Annotated in this window: 17 protein-coding genes; 10 read left to right on the top strand and 7 right to left on the bottom strand. The window is 32.8% G+C overall.

All coding sequences use genetic code 11. The features are described 5' to 3' along the window. The first annotated feature begins 47 nt into the window (after window positions 1–47). Window positions 48–929 (top strand): GTPase Era, encoded by an 882-nt coding sequence (gene era, locus OD803_RS01050; RefSeq protein ID WP_262732518.1) that lies wholly within the window; start codon window positions 48–50, stop codon window positions 927–929. Window positions 930–994: 65 nt separating this feature from the next. Then, window positions 995–2,299 carry a ribosome biogenesis GTPase Der gene (gene der, locus OD803_RS01045; RefSeq protein WP_131505876.1) on the top strand — a complete coding sequence of 435 codons (1,305 nt, stop codon included), beginning with the start codon at window positions 995–997 and terminating at the stop codon, window positions 2,297–2,299. A 61-nt stretch (window positions 2,300–2,360) separates the two neighbouring features. On the opposite strand, the gene OD803_RS01040 is transcribed toward der, so the two are convergent. Genes OD803_RS01040 through OD803_RS01015 form a run of 6 tightly spaced genes read right to left on the bottom strand, consistent with a single transcriptional unit; the run spans window position 2,361 to window position 6,099 of the window. Then, a complete protein-coding gene (locus OD803_RS01040; RefSeq protein WP_262732046.1) occupies window positions 2,361–2,906 on the bottom strand; it encodes a hypothetical protein in 546 nt (181 codons plus the stop codon). 2 nt (window positions 2,907–2,908) lie between these two features. Further along, window positions 2,909–3,742 (bottom strand): TPM domain-containing protein, encoded by an 834-nt coding sequence (locus OD803_RS01035; RefSeq protein WP_262732045.1) that lies wholly within the window; start codon window positions 3,740–3,742, stop codon window positions 2,909–2,911. Then, window positions 3,742–4,179: a TPM domain-containing protein gene (locus OD803_RS01030; RefSeq protein WP_262732044.1), complete on the bottom strand. Its 438-nt coding sequence runs from the start codon at window positions 4,177–4,179 to the stop codon at window positions 3,742–3,744. Before OD803_RS01030 ends, OD803_RS01035 begins: the two co-directional genes overlap by 1 nt. Next, the gene (locus tag OD803_RS01025) at window positions 4,179–4,781 is read right to left on the bottom strand and encodes a LemA family protein (protein ID WP_129759167.1); all 603 of its coding nucleotides are present in this window, start codon (window positions 4,779–4,781) and stop codon (window positions 4,179–4,181) included. The genes OD803_RS01030 and OD803_RS01025 overlap by 1 nt, the downstream gene beginning before the upstream one ends. A 12-nt stretch (window positions 4,782–4,793) precedes the next feature. Next, complete coding sequence (locus OD803_RS01020) at window positions 4,794–5,123, bottom strand: MerR family transcriptional regulator (protein WP_131505871.1); 330 nt, start codon at window positions 5,121–5,123, stop codon at window positions 4,794–4,796. Window positions 5,124–5,127: 4 nt separating this feature from the next. Then, on the bottom strand, window positions 5,128–6,099 hold the full coding sequence (locus tag OD803_RS01015; protein WP_129759165.1) for a M23 family metallopeptidase: 972 nt from the start codon (window positions 6,097–6,099) through the stop codon (window positions 5,128–5,130). A 129-nt stretch (window positions 6,100–6,228) separates the two neighbouring features. On the opposite strand from OD803_RS01015, the gene alaS reads away from it, so the two are divergent. The 8 genes from alaS (at window position 6,229) to OD803_RS00975 (ending at window position 17,740) form a co-directional block, all read left to right on the top strand. Beyond that, entirely contained in the window at window positions 6,229–8,838 is a 2,610-nt protein-coding gene (gene alaS, locus OD803_RS01010) for an alanine--tRNA ligase (protein WP_262732043.1), read from the top strand. A 96-nt stretch (window positions 8,839–8,934) separates the two neighbouring features. Next, window positions 8,935–9,333, top strand: coding sequence for a GxxExxY protein (locus tag OD803_RS01005; protein WP_262732042.1), 399 nt, complete (start codon window positions 8,935–8,937; stop codon window positions 9,331–9,333). A 166-nt stretch (window positions 9,334–9,499) separates the two neighbouring features. Beyond that, window positions 9,500–10,450 (top strand): GSCFA domain-containing protein, encoded by a 951-nt coding sequence (locus OD803_RS01000; RefSeq protein ID WP_262732041.1) that lies wholly within the window; start codon window positions 9,500–9,502, stop codon window positions 10,448–10,450. A gap of 79 nt (window positions 10,451–10,529) precedes the next feature. Continuing rightward, window positions 10,530–11,051: a DUF6252 family protein gene (locus OD803_RS00995; protein ID WP_262732040.1), complete on the top strand. Its 522-nt coding sequence runs from the start codon at window positions 10,530–10,532 to the stop codon at window positions 11,049–11,051. A gap of 2 nt (window positions 11,052–11,053) precedes the next feature. Beyond that, window positions 11,054–12,964 carry an outer membrane protein assembly factor BamB family protein gene (locus tag OD803_RS00990; RefSeq protein ID WP_262732039.1) on the top strand — a complete coding sequence of 637 codons (1,911 nt, stop codon included), beginning with the start codon at window positions 11,054–11,056 and terminating at the stop codon, window positions 12,962–12,964. A 203-nt stretch (window positions 12,965–13,167) separates the two neighbouring features. Continuing rightward, the gene (locus OD803_RS00985) at window positions 13,168–15,111 is read left to right on the top strand and encodes a tetratricopeptide repeat-containing sensor histidine kinase (RefSeq protein WP_262732038.1); all 1,944 of its coding nucleotides are present in this window, start codon (window positions 13,168–13,170) and stop codon (window positions 15,109–15,111) included. Window positions 15,112–15,150: 39 nt separating this feature from the next. After that, a complete protein-coding gene (locus tag OD803_RS00980) occupies window positions 15,151–17,025 on the top strand; it encodes a tetratricopeptide repeat-containing sensor histidine kinase (RefSeq protein ID WP_262732037.1) in 1,875 nt (624 codons plus the stop codon). Window positions 17,026–17,089: 64 nt separating this feature from the next. Beyond that, complete coding sequence (locus tag OD803_RS00975) at window positions 17,090–17,740, top strand: response regulator (protein ID WP_262732036.1); 651 nt, start codon at window positions 17,090–17,092, stop codon at window positions 17,738–17,740. Here OD803_RS00975 and coaD read toward each other — a convergent pair. Continuing rightward, window positions 17,733–18,188: a pantetheine-phosphate adenylyltransferase gene (gene coaD, locus OD803_RS00970; RefSeq protein WP_262732035.1), complete on the bottom strand. Its 456-nt coding sequence runs from the start codon at window positions 18,186–18,188 to the stop codon at window positions 17,733–17,735. The genes OD803_RS00975 and coaD overlap by 8 nt on opposite strands. Window positions 18,189–18,190 lie beyond the last annotated feature (2 nt).

Raw genomic sequence — 18,190 nt, 5'->3', positions numbered from 1 at the left:
TTTTTTATAATATTAAGCTGTATCTTTGCCAACAAGAATTAATGAAAATGCATAAAGCTGGATTTGTAAATATTATAGGAAACCCTAACGTTGGTAAGTCAACACTTATGAATGCGTTTATAGGTGAAAAATTATCAATAATAACTTCTAAGGCGCAAACTACTCGTCATAGAATATTAGGTATTGTAAATGGAGACGACTTTCAGGTGGTTTTAAGTGATACACCAGGAATTATAAAACCAGCATATGAGCTTCAAGAATCCATGATGGATTTTGTGAAATCTGCTTTTGATGATGCCGATGTATTAATTTACATGGTTGAAATAGGAGAAAAGGAGTTGAAAGATGAAGCCTTTTTCAATAAAATCACTAATTCTAAAATTCCTGTTTTATTGTTATTAAATAAGATAGATACTTCTGACCAGCAACAGCTAGAAGAGCAAGTTCAATCTTGGGCAATAAAAGTGCCAAATGCTGAAATTTTTCCTATTTCTGCATTAGAAGGATTTCAAGTAAAAGAAGTATTTAACAGAATTATAGAGTTGCTTCCAGAGTCACCACCTTTTTATCCAAAAGATCAGCTTACCGATAAACCTGAACGCTTTTTTGTTAATGAAACCATTCGCGAAAAAATACTTTTACACTATAAGAAAGAAATTCCTTATGCTGTAGAAATTGATACCGAAGAGTTTTTTGAAGAAGAAAATATCATTAGAATGCGTTCGGTAATTATGGTAGAGCGCGATACTCAAAAAGGTATTATCATTGGACATAAAGGAGCTGCTTTAAAACGCGTAGGTATTGAGGCTAGAAAAGATTTAGAAAAATTCTTTGGAAAACAAATTCATTTAGAATTATATGTAAAAGTCAATAAAAATTGGCGTACAAATACAAATCAATTAAAGCGTTTTGGGTATAACCAAAAGTAAAACACTTTTTTATCTTAAAATACTGCAAACTAATATTATCTTTGCAGGCGCAAAAAATAATCATAATGAGCAACATAGTAGCTATTGTAGGAAGACCAAATGTAGGAAAATCAACCTTCTTTAATCGTTTAATACAACGTAGAGAAGCCATTGTTGATGCCGTTAGTGGAGTTACCAGAGACCGTCATTATGGAAAAAGTGACTGGAACGGTAAAGAGTTTTCTCTTATCGACACAGGTGGCTATGTTATTGGTAGTGATGATGTTTTTGAAGCCGAAATTGATAAACAAGTAGAACTTGCTATAGATGAAGCCGATGCCATTATTTTTATGGTTGATGTAGAAACTGGTGTAACAGGAATGGACGAAGACGTTGCTAAGCTTCTTCGTAAAGTTGAAAAACCAGTGTTTTTAGCTGTTAATAAAGTTGACAATGCTAAGCGTGCTGAAGATGCAGTAGAGTTTTATGCATTAGGTCTTGGAGAGTACTATACTATTGCAAGTATTAATGGTAGTGGAACAGGAGATTTGTTAGATGCTCTAGTTGAAGCCTTACCTGAAAAAGAAGAAGTAGAAGAAGAAGAGTTACCACGTTTTGCAGTTGTAGGTCGTCCCAATGCAGGGAAATCTTCTTTTATAAATGCTTTGATAGGTGAAGATAGATATATAGTTACTGATATTGCTGGTACTACAAGAGACTCCATTGATACAAAATATAATCGTTTTGGTTTTGAGTTCAATTTAGTAGACACCGCAGGAATACGTAAAAAATCTAAAGTAAAAGAAAACCTTGAGTTTTATTCAGTAATGCGAAGCGTTAGAGCTATTGAACATTGCGATGTGTGCTTATTGGTTTTAGATGCTACAAGAGGGTTTGATGGTCAAGTACAAAACATTTTTTGGCTAGCCGAACGTAACCGTAAAGGCATTGTTATTTTGGTAAACAAATGGGATTTGGTTGAAAAGGATAATAAAACAACCAGAGAGTTTGAAAAAATGATAAGACGAGAAACTGAACCTTTTGTTGATGTGCCAATTGTGTTTATTTCGGTATTGAACAAGCAACGTATTTTTAAAGCTATTGAAACAGCTGTTGAAGTTTATAAAAACAGAACAAAGCGTATAAAAACTAGTGTGCTTAATGAGGTATTATTACCAATTATAGACCATAATCCACCACCAGCATATAAAGGTAAGTATGTAAAAATCAAATACATTATGCAATTGCCAACACCACAACCGCAATTTGCATTTTTCTGTAATTTACCTCAATATGTAAAAGAACCTTATAAGCGCTTTTTAGAAAATAAACTTAGGGAACATTTTGATTTTCATGGAGTTCCTGTAAGCGTTTATATGCGTAAGAAATAGCTGCTATTTTATTAATTCCGTTTTTGTAATTTACAAAGTTAGAGGTTTTTTGAAGTGAATTTTATCTATTCAATAGAGTCAAATAGTGAATAGCAAAAATTAATCTGATATTTTCATTTTCAAAATCATTTAGTTGAATGTTTTTAGCAAACCCAAATGCTAATGAAGGTGTAATGTCACTTGTAGACTCTATAATATTTGTGTATTCTTTTATGAAATCAAATTGTTCTCCAATTAATTTTAAATACTTAAGATAGTTACTTTGAGATGCTAAATTGTATTTTAATTTATCTGAATTAGAACTTTTATATGACCACCAAATTTTATCAAAAACATTATACTTTATAACAGATTTTCCTAAAGAATCAATTTTAGAATTAGGAGGAATTGTATTGTTTTTTAATACATACTTAGAGAATTCAGAATAAGCAATTTTAGTAGAGGAAGTTTTGTGTTCTTCAATTAAGATAGAGTCAAAATTATGAAGTAATAGATTTAATTCTTGAAATTCAATTTTGGAGAATAGTCCATTAGTGTTTTCTAATTTTTGTTCTTCATTGCAACTAAAAAGAGCAATAATTATTAAAAATACAATCGTCTTTTTCATAACTACCAACTTCCTGAGGCTCCACCACCTCCAAATCCGCCTCCACCGAAGCCACCACTAAAACCACCTCCACCAAAGCTTCCACCACTAGAGTTTCCTCCAAAAATGCCTCCACCTGAACTTTTTCCGTAGCTGCCTCGTCCCATATTACTCAATATAATGGCTTCTAAAATATCTCTACTATCTAAGTCTTTACCTTTGCCACCACTATTTCCGCCACCTTTACCACGACGATTACTAGAAATTGCTATTAAAAGCACAATAAACATCACAAACAAGACCACAAAAACACCAATAGGAAAACTATAATCTTCTTTGGTAGATTCAGCTTTAAATTCACCATTTAGGACTTCAAAAATTGCGTCTGTTCCTTTGTCTAGTCCACTGTAAAAATCCCCTTTTTTAAATTCAGGAATCATGACTCTGTTTATAATACGTTCGGCTAAAATATCAGTGAGTCGATATTCCATACCATAACCTGTATTTATATCTATTTGACGGTCGTCTTTAGCAAGTAAGATTAAAATTCCGTTATCCTCTTTAGCTTGTCCAATTCCCCATTTGTGCCCCCAATTTGCACCAACTAGGGTAATGTCGTCTCCATTTAATGTACTAATAATGGCAACTACTATTTGAGATGAAGTAGAATCGGCATACCTTATCAACTTTTGCTCTAAATGGTCTTTTTGAGAGTTAGATAACAATCCAATATAGTCGTAAACGCTAGTTTGATCGCTACCTGTAGGTTTTTCAGGGATTTTAAATTGAGCAAATGAAAACTGAGTAGCAAAAAAGCATACAATCACACAACATAATATGTAAACTCTATTGCGCATTAAATTTTTGAGATTTCATTTGGGAGTTCGTCAGTATCAAAATGATTCCAAGGAAAATGGTGCTGTAATTGCTCTCCAGCAGTTAAAATACCATAGATTAATCCGTCCTTATAACGACCAGATTTAAAATGAGATTGGATAGTGTTTTTTGTGCTTTCCCAAAAGTCATTAGCCACAACATTATTAATGCCTTTATCTCCATAAATAGCAAACGACTTGTCTTCTATAGCTACATAAATTAAAACACCATTTTGCAATTTGGTGTTGTCCATTTTTAAATAATGAAACACTTCCATAGCACGTGCTTCGGCATTTCCATTATCGTTTTTTTCTAAATGAACACGAATTTCACCTGAAGTTAAACGTTCAGCTTCACGTATGGCTTTAATAACCTCTTGTTCTTCGGTTTGTGAAAGAAAATTTTCAACGGTAGACATTAATTGTCAGATTTGTAATCGTTTATGTCAATACCTTTTTCAGCGCCTTCGTCAGATTCAAAACGTTCTTTTTTCTCAAATCCAAAAAAGCCTGCGTATAGGTTGTTAGGAAACTGTCTTACTAAGTTATTGTAAGGTGTAATGGTTTCATTAAAACGGTCGCGTTCTACTTTAATTCGTTTTTCAACACGATCAAGACTGTTCATCAATTCCTTGTAGTTTTCATTAGCTTTTAAGTCTGGATAGCGCTCAAAAACAGCTAGTAACCTAGATAAAGCCGAGGTCATAGTGCTTTGCACTTCTTTAAACTGGGTGAGTTGCTCAGGAGTAATATTTGATGGGTCAATTTGTATGCTTGTGGCTTTAGAACGCGCATCAGTAACTATTTTAAAAGTTTCTTGCTCATATTCGGCATAGCGTTCAGCAACTTTCATTAAGTTAGGTATAAGGTCACTTCTTAATTGGTAAGCACTTTCTACTTTGGACCACTGCTCGCCAATGTTTTCGTCAAGGCTTATAGCTTCGTTGTAAAAACCTTTTCCTTTAGTGTACAAACCTATTGCGATTATTGCAACAATAATCCATGGTAACCATTTTTTCATGATAAGAGAGTTTTAAAGTTGTGATTTAATTTTGATTAGTTGCGCCTTTATAGCTTCTAATTTACTAATTATTTCAAAATTACTTAGCGATTTTTTCTTTTCTTCTTTAAGATGAGTTTTTGCACCTTCAAGAGTAAATCCTCGTTCTTTTACCAAGTGGTAAATAAACTTTAGGTTTTTAATGTCTTCTGGTGTGAATTTACGGTTGCCCTTTGCGTTCTTTTTAGGCTTTAGAATATCAAACTCTTTTTCCCAAAAACGAATCAATGATGCATTGACGTCAAAAGCTTTTGCAACTTCGCCAATGCCATAGTATCGTTTTTCTGGGAGTTCTATATGCATAAAATTAATCTAAAGATTGGTTTTCTAAAGAAGCTTTTTCTAGTAAGTCAGAGAATTCTTCAGCAGATAAATTTCCGTAATAAAAGTTAATAGGGTTGATGCGTTCACCATCCTTAAAAATCTCATAGTGTAAATGTGGAGCTTCCGAACGTCCTGTACTACCAACAAAACCTATTAAATCACCACGTTTAACCTTTTGGTTAGCACGCACATTATAGTTGTATAAGTGCGCATAAAGGCTAACATATCCGTAACCATGGTCTATTCTAATATGTTTACCATAACCAGTAGCTCTGTTGTCTGCTCTGGTAACAACACCATCTCCAGAAGCGTAAACAGGAGTTCCGCGAGGAGCTGTAAAATCCATACCAAAATGAAATTTTCTCACTTTAGTAAAAGGGTCAGTTCTATAACCATAACCTGATGCCATACGAGTTAATTCGGCATTATTAACAGGCTGAATGGCAGGTATTGAGGCTAAAAACTTTTCTTTGTCTTTGGCTAATGTTGCTATTTCGTCTAATGATCGTGATTGTACAACAATTTGCTTTTGAAGAATGTCCATTCTTCGGTGGCTTTCAATAATTAATTTAGAGTTGTCAAACCCTTCTAAGTCTTTGTAACGGTTAATACCACCAAAACCAGCTTTTCGTTGTTCTTCAGGAATAGGGTTTGCTTCAAAATACAGTCGATAAATAGCATTGTCGCGCTCTTCAATATTGGCAAGTACATCTTGCGTTTCATCCATTTTTTTATTGAGCAACTGAAATTGTAGCTGCATATTAGAAAGCTCACGTTTTAAAGCCTTTTCTTTTGGAGATTCAATATACTGACTTGCGATAAACACAAATAAAAAACCAAACAAGGCAGAAGCTAATAAAAACAGCGAAATGTACTTAAATGTTCGTCTCTTCTTTCGTTCTATTTTTCTATACGAAAGTGTTTCAGAATCATAATAATATTTTACCTTACTCATTTCTTTATTTATACTATTTTTGCAATTGATAAAATCATTTCAATCAAATGAATTTTATTTGCAAACGACCAAAGATAAAAATTGTTTCGCAATTAATATAATTTTAACAAGAACGAGAATTAAACATACATGAAGTCTCAAGAGATACGCTCAAAATTTCTAAAGTTTTTTGAAGATAAAAAACATACTATTGTACCATCTGCACCAATGGTGTTAAAAGATGATCCAACTTTAATGTTTGTCAACTCTGGAATGGCACCTTTTAAAGAATATTTTTTAGGTAATGCCACACCAAAAAGCAATAGAATTGCTGATACTCAAAAATGCTTGCGTGTTTCTGGAAAACACAACGATTTAGAAGAAGTTGGTTACGATACTTATCATCACACATTGTTTGAAATGTTGGGTAACTGGAGTTTTGGCGATTACTTTAAAAAAGAAGCGATTGCTTGGGCTTGGGAATTATTGACAGAGGTTTATAAAATAGACAAAGATATTTTATACGTAACTGTTTTTGAAGGTGACGAAGAAGATGGTACGCCATTAGATACCGAAGCCTACGATATTTGGAAACAGTATATTGCTGAAGACCGTATTTTAAAAGGTAATAAAAAAGATAACTTCTGGGAAATGGGAGATCAAGGTCCTTGTGGTCCTTGTAGTGAGATTCATGTTGATATTCGTTCTGCTGAAGAAAAAGCGAAGGTTTCTGGTAAGGATTTGGTGAATATGGATCATCCGCAAGTGGTTGAAATCTGGAACCTGGTTTTTATGCAATACAATCGTAAAGCTAATGGTTCTCTAGAAAACTTACCAAACAAACATATAGATACCGGAATGGGCTTTGAGCGTTTGTGTATGGTATTACAAAATGTGCAAAGTAACTATGATACTGATGTTTTTACACCGATAATTCGTGAAATTGAAACCATTGCAGATAAAGATTACGGTAAAAACGATAAGATAGATGTTGCTATTAGAGTTATTTCTGATCACGTTCGTGCGGTTGCATTCTCTATTGCAGACGGACAATTGCCAAGTAATACAGGAGCTGGTTATGTAATTCGTAGAATTTTACGTCGTGCTATTCGTTACGGATTTACGTTTTTAGACCAAAAAGAGCCGTTTATTTACCGTTTGGTGGATGTGCTTATCAAAAAAATGGGAGAAGCATTCCCTGAATTAAAAGAACAAAGACAACTTATAGAAAATGTTATAAAAGAAGAAGAAGCATCTTTCTTAAGAACATTAGATCAAGGGTTATTATTGCTTGATAGAATTATAACACATTCTAACACTAAAGAAATTTCAGGAAATAAAGTTTTCGAACTTAAAGATACTTATGGTTTTCCAGAAGATTTAACCGATTTAATTCTTCGTGAAAACGGATTTACCTATAACCACGAAGAGTTTGATAAAAAACTAAAAGAGCAACAAGAACGTGGTAAGCAAGCTTCTCAATTAAAATCAGACGATTGGACAATTGTTCTTGAAGATGATGAGCAAGAGTTTATTGGTTATGATGTTACTGAAGCTAATGTTAAGCTTACTAAATACCGAAAAGTAACCTCAAAAAAGGATGGTGAAATGTACCAGCTGGTGTTTAATTTAACACCGTTTTATGCTGAAGGTGGTGGACAAGTTGGCGATAAAGGCTATCTAGAAGATGCTTCTGGTGATGTTGTATATATTGTTGATACCAAAAAAGAAAACAATGTTATTATTCACTTTGCAAAGAGTCTTCCTAAAAATGTACAAGGCACTTTTAAAGCAACTGTAGATGCAAAACAACGTTACAGAACGGAATGTAACCATACTGCAACACACTTATTGCATCAGGCATTACGCGAGATTTTAGGAACACATGTTGAGCAAAAAGGTAGTGCGGTACATAGTAAGTATTTGCGTTTTGACTTTTCGCACTTTTCTAAACTAACCGTTGATGAATTGCGTGATGTAGAAAACTTTGTAAATGCCAGAATTGAAGGTAAATTACCATTGCAAGAACAACGTAATATTCCAATGCAACAAGCTATTGACGAAGGTGCAATGGCGTTGTTTGGAGAAAAATATGGCGATACTGTACGTACTATAAAATTCGGTAAATCTATAGAACTTTGTGGTGGAACTCACGTAAAAAACACTGCAGATATTTGGCATTTTAAAATTGTATCTGAAGGCGCAGTTGCTGCTGGAATTCGTCGTATTGAAGCTATCACAAACGATGCTGTAAAAGATTTCTATTTTGAAAACAATCGTGCGTATTTTGAAATGAAAGATTTACTTAACAATGCTAAAGAGCCAGTAAAAGCATTACAGAATCTTCAAGAGGAAAATACAAACCTAAAAAAGCAAATAGAGCAGCTTTTAAAAGATAAAGCTAAAAACCTAAAAGGTGAGCTTAAAAATGAATTGACTGAAGTTAATGGTATCACATTTCTAGCAAAACAAGTTGATTTAGATGCAGCAGGAATAAAAGATTTATGCTTTGAGTTAGGAAGTCAATATGATAACCTGTTTCTGCTTTTTGGTGCTGAAAACGATGGTAAGGCATTATTGTCTTGTTATATCTCAAAAGAATTGGTTGCAGAAAAAAGCTTGAATGCGGGACAAATTGTTAGAGAATTAGGGAAACACATCCAAGGTGGTGGAGGCGGACAACCGTTTTTTGCAACTGCAGGAGGAAAAAATCCTAGTGGTATAAAAGACGCTTTGGAAGCAGTGAAAAGTTATTTATAGAATTTCACGCAAAGTCGCCAAGACTCAAAGTGAAAAGTAATAATTTTTATAATTAATTTTCTGTAAATTAAAGATTATTATAAGATGTAAAAAATAATGAAAAAAGGTTCTGATGACTATTGTGAAAATGATTTAGCTTCAATTATTGTAGATTGTTGTTATCATATTCATGTTGAACTAGGACCTGGTTTATTGGAGTCGGTTTATGAAGAAATTCTCTACACAGAATTGATAAGAATAGGACTTAATGTAGAAAGACAAAAATCGCTTCCTGTTGTATGGAAAAACAGAAAACTAGATTTAGGTTTTAGAACAGATTTGATTGTTGAAAATAAAGTGATTATTGAAATTAAATCGGTTGAAGCAATTCATCCAGTACATCCAAAACAGTTATTAACATATTTAAAGTTAACAAACTTAAAACTTGGCTTGTTAGTTAATTTTAACAGTCCTTTAATAAAAACAGGAATTACAAGAATTGTAAATAATCTCTAGAAGAAAACTTTTGCAACTTTGTGGCTTTGCGAGTAAAGTATAGTAAAGAAACCTGAAATTTAACGAAAGAAAACAGCGTTACGATAAAAGAAAACATAAAATAGAAAATAAAATCTTTGCAACTTTGCGTCTTTGCGAGAGAAACAAATTTTTGCAAGAAGATAAAATGAAACTACAAACCCAAATACCGTTACAATCAGAGCCGCATAATCAAATAGATTATCATTCTAAAATAGCGCTGTTTGGGTCTTGTTTTGTTGAAAATATAGGAGAGAAGTTTAACTATTTTAAACTTCAGAATTTTCAAAATCCATTTGGTATTTTATTTCATCCGCTAGCCATTGAAAGTTTGGTTGCTAATGCGATTAATTCTAAAACGTACACCGAAGAAGATATCTTTTTTCATAATGAACAATGGCATTGTTATGAAGCGCATTCCAAGTTAAGCAGTGATAATAAAGATGATTTGTTACATGCATTGAACAATGCTGTTCAGTCAACAAATCAGCAAATACACCAAGCAACACATGTTATTATTACATTAGGAACCGCTTGGGTTTATAGACATACAGCATCAGATGTTGTTGTTGCCAATTGCCATAAAGTACCACAAAAACAATTTACAAAAGAGCTGCTAACGGTTGATAAAATTTCAGAATCATTACAAGCTATAGTTGCTTTAATAAAAAGCGTTAATCCTAAAGCGTCTATAATTTTTACAGTATCTCCTGTGCGACATATTAAAGATGGTTTTGTAGAGAATACACAAAGCAAATCGCATTTAGTTGCAGCTATTCATCAAGTTGTTGAACCAAGAAATCAGCAGTATTATTTCCCTTCGTATGAAATTATGCTGGACGAGCTTCGCGACTATCGTTTTTATAAAGCCGATATGTTACATCCAAATGATGTAGCAGTAAATTACATTTGGGAAAAATTTAAACAGGTTTGGATTTCAGAAAAGGCTCATAAAACATTAAACGAGGTTGATGTGATACAAAAAGGACTTCAGCATAGACCATTTAATCCAAACTCTAATAGCCATAAGGCATTTCTTCAATCATTAAAAGACAAGCAAAACCAGTTACAGCAGTCTTTTTCGCATATCGTATTTTAAATATACGACATATTACGTATTTCTTTCAGTTTCTTAAAGTTGCATTTTTGAATCAGTTATTAATTAAAAATATTCAACAATGAAAGATTTAAGAAAATTTATGGTATTAATCATGGTAACAGCCATGGTAGGATTAACTTCATGTTCAAGTGATGACGATGGAGGAAGTGGTGGTTCTGCAAGCCCTGGGACTTTAACTGCAAAAATAGATGGTGCAACTATGACATCTGTGGAAATAGCGACTTTTGCAACGTTAAACAGTGGAACTCTGCAAATTCAAGGGAATACAGGTGGAACTTCAAGTAAGGCTATAGTTTTAACTATTATTGGTTATGACGGTGTTGGTACTTATCCATTAGGTGGAGGAGCTAACATTTTTAATGTAGCTGCTTACCAAGAAACAAATGTTGATCTTAATGATCCTACAAATCCTGAGATTATTATATGGCAAGCACCTTACGATGATATGCAAGTTGGTGAAATCAATATATCTGAAGTAACGGAAACTAACATTAAAGGGACTTTTAGTTTTAGTGCTAAAAATAGTACAGACGATTCTATTAAAGATGTAACAGAGGGTTCATTTAACATAGACTTTTAATCATGAAAACGCTATTAATTCAATTTAAGAGCTTAGTATTGGTTGCACTATTAGTTAGTGCAACCTTTGCTAATGCGCAAAAAGCAGAAGCGCCAAGTCAAAGTTATGACTTAGGAGCTAAGATTAATGAAATGACATTGACTATTGGAGGTGTGTTGGTAGTGGCAACAAATGATGGTTTAGTAGGCATAAAACCAACAGAAAGCCAACCAGTTTTTACCTTTAATAATTTTGGAAAGCTAAAACCAGAAGAGACTGATTTTATTCCAGGTTCACCATATATAGTCGTATCTCAAGGAGCGACTTCGGGTTTTGCAGGATTGTCTAAAACCAAAAGAGCAGTGATAGATTATGTTCAAGGTAAAGTGATTTTCAATTCTGATGATGATAGTTGGAATCAAATTTATACTTGTAATGTTATGTTGCCACAAAACAAATTAGTAGTTAGTGGTATTCAGAAAATAGGCGATAAGTTTGAAAAAATGACTCCTAAAGTAGCAGTATACGATCTTAACACTTCTAAGCTAGACTATAGTTTCTTTTTAGATAAACCAGGTAGAGTAGGAATTGCAAAAGACTTTAGCGTTACAGGAACGCCTTTGCTTTTAAAGAACTCTTTAATTATACCAACAGCTCAAGGACTTATTGCTAAATCGCATTCAGGTGAAGATTTATGGCAAACTAAAATAAAAGGTGTTAACTGGATGGTTGCCGATGAAACTGAAAAAGAAATTTATGGTTTTGAAACTACTACAAATGGAAAAAACACCAGAATCCATAAGATTGGAAGTAATGGAGCTGAACTTTGGGAAGACGATAGAAAAGTAAAAGGTATTGTTACAAACTTTGAAATTCTACCTCAAGGTCTAGCTGTAGTTAGTGATGTTGCAGGAGGCACAGGAGCTTTAGGTGCAAAATCAGAATCAAAAATAACCATGTTTAGTGCAGCTACAGGAGAAGATCTATGGGATAAAGCACCAAAAACAAAAGGATACGTTCAGCATTTTTACATAATGGAAGATGGTATTTTATTCGGAATAGAATCAGGAGGTATCAATAAAATTTCATTTGACGGCAAACCCCTTTTCAAAAAGCCTCTTAAAACAGGAGAAAATATTATGGTAATGGCACACACACCACAAGGGTTACTATATATTACAGGTGAAGACGCTAATATTGTGAATTTAGAAACAGGAGAAGAGGTTTGGGGTAAGCCGTTAAAATATAAAAGAGCAGCTTCAGTAGCATCAACCTTTGATGCTAAAAATGACAGATATTTAATTGCTGCTGATGGAAAAATTATGGCTGTTGATGCAAATTCAGGTGAAGTTAGTGATCTTGCTAAGTGCGATTTTGAAGAAAAAGAAGATCCTAATCATATGGAAATAAGAGATACTGGTATCTTTTTGTCATCAAGTCAAAATATGACCTCGTTAGCATTTGACGGAAATGAAAATTATCATACTTACCATAAATCACCAGGAAGAAGCACCTTTGGTAAAATTGTAGGAGGTATTACAGCAGTAGCATCTACAGCAATGACAGTTTCTATGAGTATGAAAGCTGGTGCTAATAGAAGTGCTTTTGGTAGTGTAAATGACCTTGATAGCTATAACGATTATGGTAAAGAAGCTAAAAGAGCTGCCGATATGTTTGCAGGAATAGCAGGAGCTTCTTTTGACTATTTATCTACTAGATTTAAATCAACTGCAGCCACCGAAAATGCACAGTTTATTTTAACTAAATTAGATAATGGTGTTGGGTTAGTTAAAGTAAATAAAGACACTGGTTATACAGATAAAGAAATTGTTTTAAACGACAAAAAGCCTGAGTATGAAGTAGATGAATTTGGAGGTTTTCTTTTCTATAAAGCCAATGATAAAACGATTTATGCTTACAATCTTAATAATTAAATCTTGTTGTTGAGATTTCCTGATTGAGCGTAATTTTTGTAGGATTACGCTTAATCTTTTTTAATTGCTTCTTATCGAAAAAAAAGATGATGAACTTCAATATGTTATATATTCGTAATGCTATTAATCAATTTTTTAAAAAGGCGTCAGTTATATTATCTGGTAAGGACAGGTATTTTCTGATGCTTTTTTTATTGCCAAAAATGAGGATACTTTTAGTCACACTTCTATTCATATTTCAGTCATCTTATACCTATTCGCAAAACTTAGATAGCTTACTTACAGCTGCTAAAGAAATAAAGAATGATTCAGTAAGAATCAGGACGTTTAATAAGATTGGATTCAGTTATATATTCAACGATTCTGATAAAGCACTTCAAGTCATTACCGAAGGGAAAACGCAAGCCAAAGAGAGTGGGTTTAATTTTGGTTTAGCCGAATTAACAAATACACATGGTATCTATATGGATGTCACTGGTAAGTCCGATTCAGCTAAATACTACTTCACTAAAGCGTTAGATTTAAGTCATGAACACAACTTCAAAAATATTGAAGTCATGTGCATTAATAATTTAGGAATGTTTCATTGGAACAGAAGCGAATATGATGACGCATTGAGGTTCTTTTTTGATGCTTTAAGAATGAATGATGCCATTGGCGATGAAAAACAAAGTCATACGTATCTTAACAATATAGGTCTTATATATCAAGAAATGAATCTTAATGAAAAGGCATTGAGTTATCATGAAAAGGCGTTAAAAATTCGAGAAGAGCATAACTTAGAGAATGACCAGATTACGTCATTAAATAACATTGGCATCAACCTAAAAGATTTAGGACGCATTGATGAAGCTATAATGACATATAAAAAAGGGTTAGTAATAGCTAAACGCACTAATAACCTTATAGAGTATTACAGGTTGTTAGATAACCTTGCAAATGCCTATAATGAAAATAATAACTATGATTTGGCTATCAAAACCTATTTACAAGCTTTGGATAAGCCTGAAGGTTTTGAGTCTGATGAAGCGTCTGAATTATCAACATACTCCAATTTAACAGCGTTGTATAACGAAATTAATGAACCACAAACCGCTTTGGGTTATGCTGAAAAAGGATTTAAACTTATTCAAAAATATCCTCAAATAAAAGCCAATTCAGGTGATCTTAACTTAAATACAGCTGAGAGTTATTACATGCTTCGAAATTTTAAAAAAGCACGAGAGCACACTCATAAATTTAGAATTTTAAAAGACTCTATTTTTTCTGAAAAGAATGCTCAAGCTATTGCTGATCTTGAAGTGAAATATGACACCGAAAAAAAGGAAAAAGAAATACTGATACAACGTGCTGAACTTGCAGAGCATAAATTAACTATTCAAAAACAAAACTATCAACTTTATGGAGTGGTTTGCTTAGCAGTAGTTTTAGGGTTGATAGGATACTTATTTTTCAATCAGCAAAAACTTAAAAATAAGCAGCTAAAAAAAGAAAATGAACTCAAAGATGCGTTGATAAAAATTGAAACTCAAAATAAGCTTCAAGAACAACGTTTGAGAATTTCAAGAGATTTACATGATAATATTGGTGCGCAGCTTACCTTTATAATTTCTTCTATAGACAATCTTAAGTATGGTTTTGATATTAAAGATGAAACCCTAAACAAACGACTAGAAAGCATTAGCAATTTCACCTCAGAAACCATCTATGAGTTGCGCGATACTATTTGGGCAATGAATAAGGAAGAGATAACAATTGAAGACCTTATTTTACGAATTACAAACTACAAAGATAAAGCAAGATTTGCGTCGCAGGAAATAGAGTTCAATATTAATGTTTCTAATAAAGTTGATATTGAAAAGTCGTTTTCTTCGGTAACAGGAATAGGAATTCATAGAGTCGTTCAAGAAGCTGTACATAATGCCATAAAACATGCTAAGGCAACTAAAATTGAAATTAGTATAGACAAACCTAAGAACTACAAACTATCAATAATTGATAACGGAAAAGGTTTTGATCTCAACACTATCGAAAAAGGAAACGGTTTAACAAACATGAAAAAACGTGTTAATGATTTAGGAGGTGAGTTTTCAATTGATTCTAAATTAAATGAAGGCACAATAATATCACTTACGTTCCCAAATTAATTTCTAAATTTAAACAAATCAACCAACTACTTTTTTAATATGAAAACATTTTGGCTGACAGTTTTTGGTATTCTTTATTTCTCTATTGGTTTTTCTCAAAACAATGTAGCAGTACTTAATGACTCAGCAATGGATATGTATAAAACCAATCCTCAAAAATCAATTGAGTTATTGGAAAAAGCATTGACAATTTCTGAAAAAAATAAAGTAGTTAACAACATTGCACAAAGCAAAAACAACTTAGGAATTGTAAAACGAGATTTAGGACTATTTACTGAAGCTAAATCGCTGTCAACTGCTGCTTTGGAAACTTCAACAGATTCTATAATCATTGCTTCAGCCTATAATAATGTTGGTGCGTGTAATCGTAATTTAGGATTGTATGAAGATGCTTTAGCGGCTTACGTAGAAGCGCTTAAAATCTACGATGCTAAAAGCATGGATTCGCATAGAGCAACTGTAACAAACAATATAGGAACAGTATATAGCTACCTTGGAATGAACCAACAAGCTATTGAAAACCATCTTAAAGCCAAAGATATTTTTGAGGCTGAAGACAATAAAAAAGGAATGTCTGAAGTCTACAATAGTATTGCTATTATTTATGCTAATGATGGTGACTTGCTAAAATCACTTGATTATTTTAAAGCCTCCTTGAAGCTTGAAGAAGACCTGAACAGCCAAAAAGGAATAGCGGAATCCACCAACAATGTTGGTGCAGTATATTATTATTTAGAAGAAATAGACTCTGCTTTATTGTATTTTAATAAATCAGTAAAGGCAGAGCGTGCTATAGGCAACCAAACAGGAATTGGTGCTACTTACAATAATATTGCTGATGTACTGATTGAAAACAATCGTTTGGAAGAAGCTAAAGTGTATCTAGATAGTGGTTACTATTATACCAGAAAAGCAAAATCGGCAACAGATATAGAAACAGCGTTACACAATTACTCTCAATATTACGAAGCTAAAAATCAACCTCAAAAAGCCTTAGAGTACTACAAAAGCTTCACTTTGTTTAGAGACAGTATTTTAAATATTGAAACCAATGGTAAGGTTGCCGAATTGGAAATTCAATATCAAACTGAAAAGAAGGAAAAAGAAATCTTGTCGCAACGTGCTGATTTAGCCGAAAAAGAACTCGATTTAAGTAAAAAGAACAACTACATTTTAGGTTTAGTGGCATTAGCAATTGTGCTCTCGCTTTTGGGTTACTTAGTGTACAGTCAACAAAAAATAAAAAACCGACAGTTGCTTCGCGAAAATCAGCTTAAAGATGCTTTGGCAAAAATTGAAACACAAAGTAAACTTCAAGACCAAAGACTACGAATTTCAAGAGATTTACATGATAACATTGGAGCGCAATTAACGTTTATTATTTCATCTTTAGACAATTTAAAATATGGATTTAAACTCCCAGAAAAGTTAGGCGATAAGCTTAAAAGTATAAGCACATTCACCTCATCAACCATTTATGAGTTACGCGATACTATTTGGGCAATGAATAAAAATGAAATATCTATTGAAGACTTACAATCTAGGATTTCAAATTTTATTGATAAAGCGCATATTGCTTCAGAAGGTATTGAATTCAATTTCAAAAAAGGAGAACGTATTAATGATGATTTGCAGTTTACTTCTGTTGAGGGAATGAATATTTATCGTATCATTCAAGAGGCGGTTAATAATGCTATAAAATATGCTGAAGCGACTAAAATAATGGTTGAGGTAAATCAGGTAGATGATAAACTTTTAGTTCAAGTTTCTGATAACGGAAAAGGGTTTGATGTTTTAAAAGTTGAACTTGGTAACGGACTCAATAATATGAAAAAACGCGCTCATGAAATTGATGGAGAGTTAACAGTAACCTCTGCAGAAGGTAACGGAACAACAGTCAAGTTACAAATGTAATATACGTCATGTATCGTATAGGTGAAATTCAATACGTTTACTATTTTTATAAAAATACCAGCCAATGAACATTAAAATAGCCATAGTTGACGACAACACATTTTTAATAAATGCAGTAAAAGAAAAGCTGTCTTTTTTTGAGGACTTGAGTTTTAAATTTTCAGCAATGAATGGTTCTGATTTATTGTCTAAATTGGAACACAATCACAATCTTGATTTAATCCTTATGGATATTGAAATGCCAGTGCTTAATGGTATTGAAACTACTGAAATAGTCAAGCAAAAATATCCTCATATAAAAATCATTATGCTTACTGTTTTTGATAATGATGAAAACATTTTCAATGCCATAAAAGCAGGAGCTGATGGCTATTTGCTTAAAGAAATTAATGCTAAAGATTTACATAGTGGTATTCTTGAAACTTTAAATGGAGGCGCAGCTATGAATCCTTCAATAGCATTAAAAACCTTGAAATTACTTCGAAATCCTATGAGTATTGAAAACGAAAAGGATAAAGAAGATATTAAACTTACTGCAAGAGAGACTGAAGTATTAGAACACTTGAGCAAAGGATTAAATTACGTGCAAATTGCTGAAAACTTAATTCTTTCAACAGGCACTGTAAGAAAGCATATTGAAAATATTTACAAAAAGCTACAAGTGCATAATAAACTTGAAGCGGTACAAAAAGCAAAGAAAAATAACCTTATTTAATGTTTACACTATCAGGAACTAAAACAGTGTAATCGCCATTATTGCGAATAACATCTCTAACAATTGAAGACGAAATAAACGATGTTTTTGCAGCAGTAAGCAAGAAAACAGTTTCAATTTTAGAAAGTTTACGGTTGGTATGTGCTATAGCTTTTTCAAACTCAAAATCAGCAGGATTACGTAAACCACGTAAAATAAATTGAGCATCAATCTTTTTACAGAATTCTATAGTTAAACCTTCATAAGTTACTACAGACACTTTAGGTTCATTTTTAAACGCATTTTCAATAAAGGCTTTACGTTCTTCAAGAGAAAACATATAGTTTTTGTCAGCGTTAATACCAATAGCTACAACTACTTCATCAAAAAGCTTTACACCACGTTTAATAATATCGTAATGTCCTAAAGTAATTGGGTCAAAAGACCCTGGAAAGATTGCGCGTTTCATAA

The organism is Gaetbulibacter sp. NE (genome assembly GCF_025548475.1).
GTDB lineage: Bacteria > Bacteroidota > Bacteroidia > Flavobacteriales > Flavobacteriaceae > Gaetbulibacter_B > Gaetbulibacter_B jejuensis.
The sequence above is the reverse complement of the archived record's forward strand: the minus strand, read 5'-3'. Positions and strand labels throughout refer to the sequence as shown.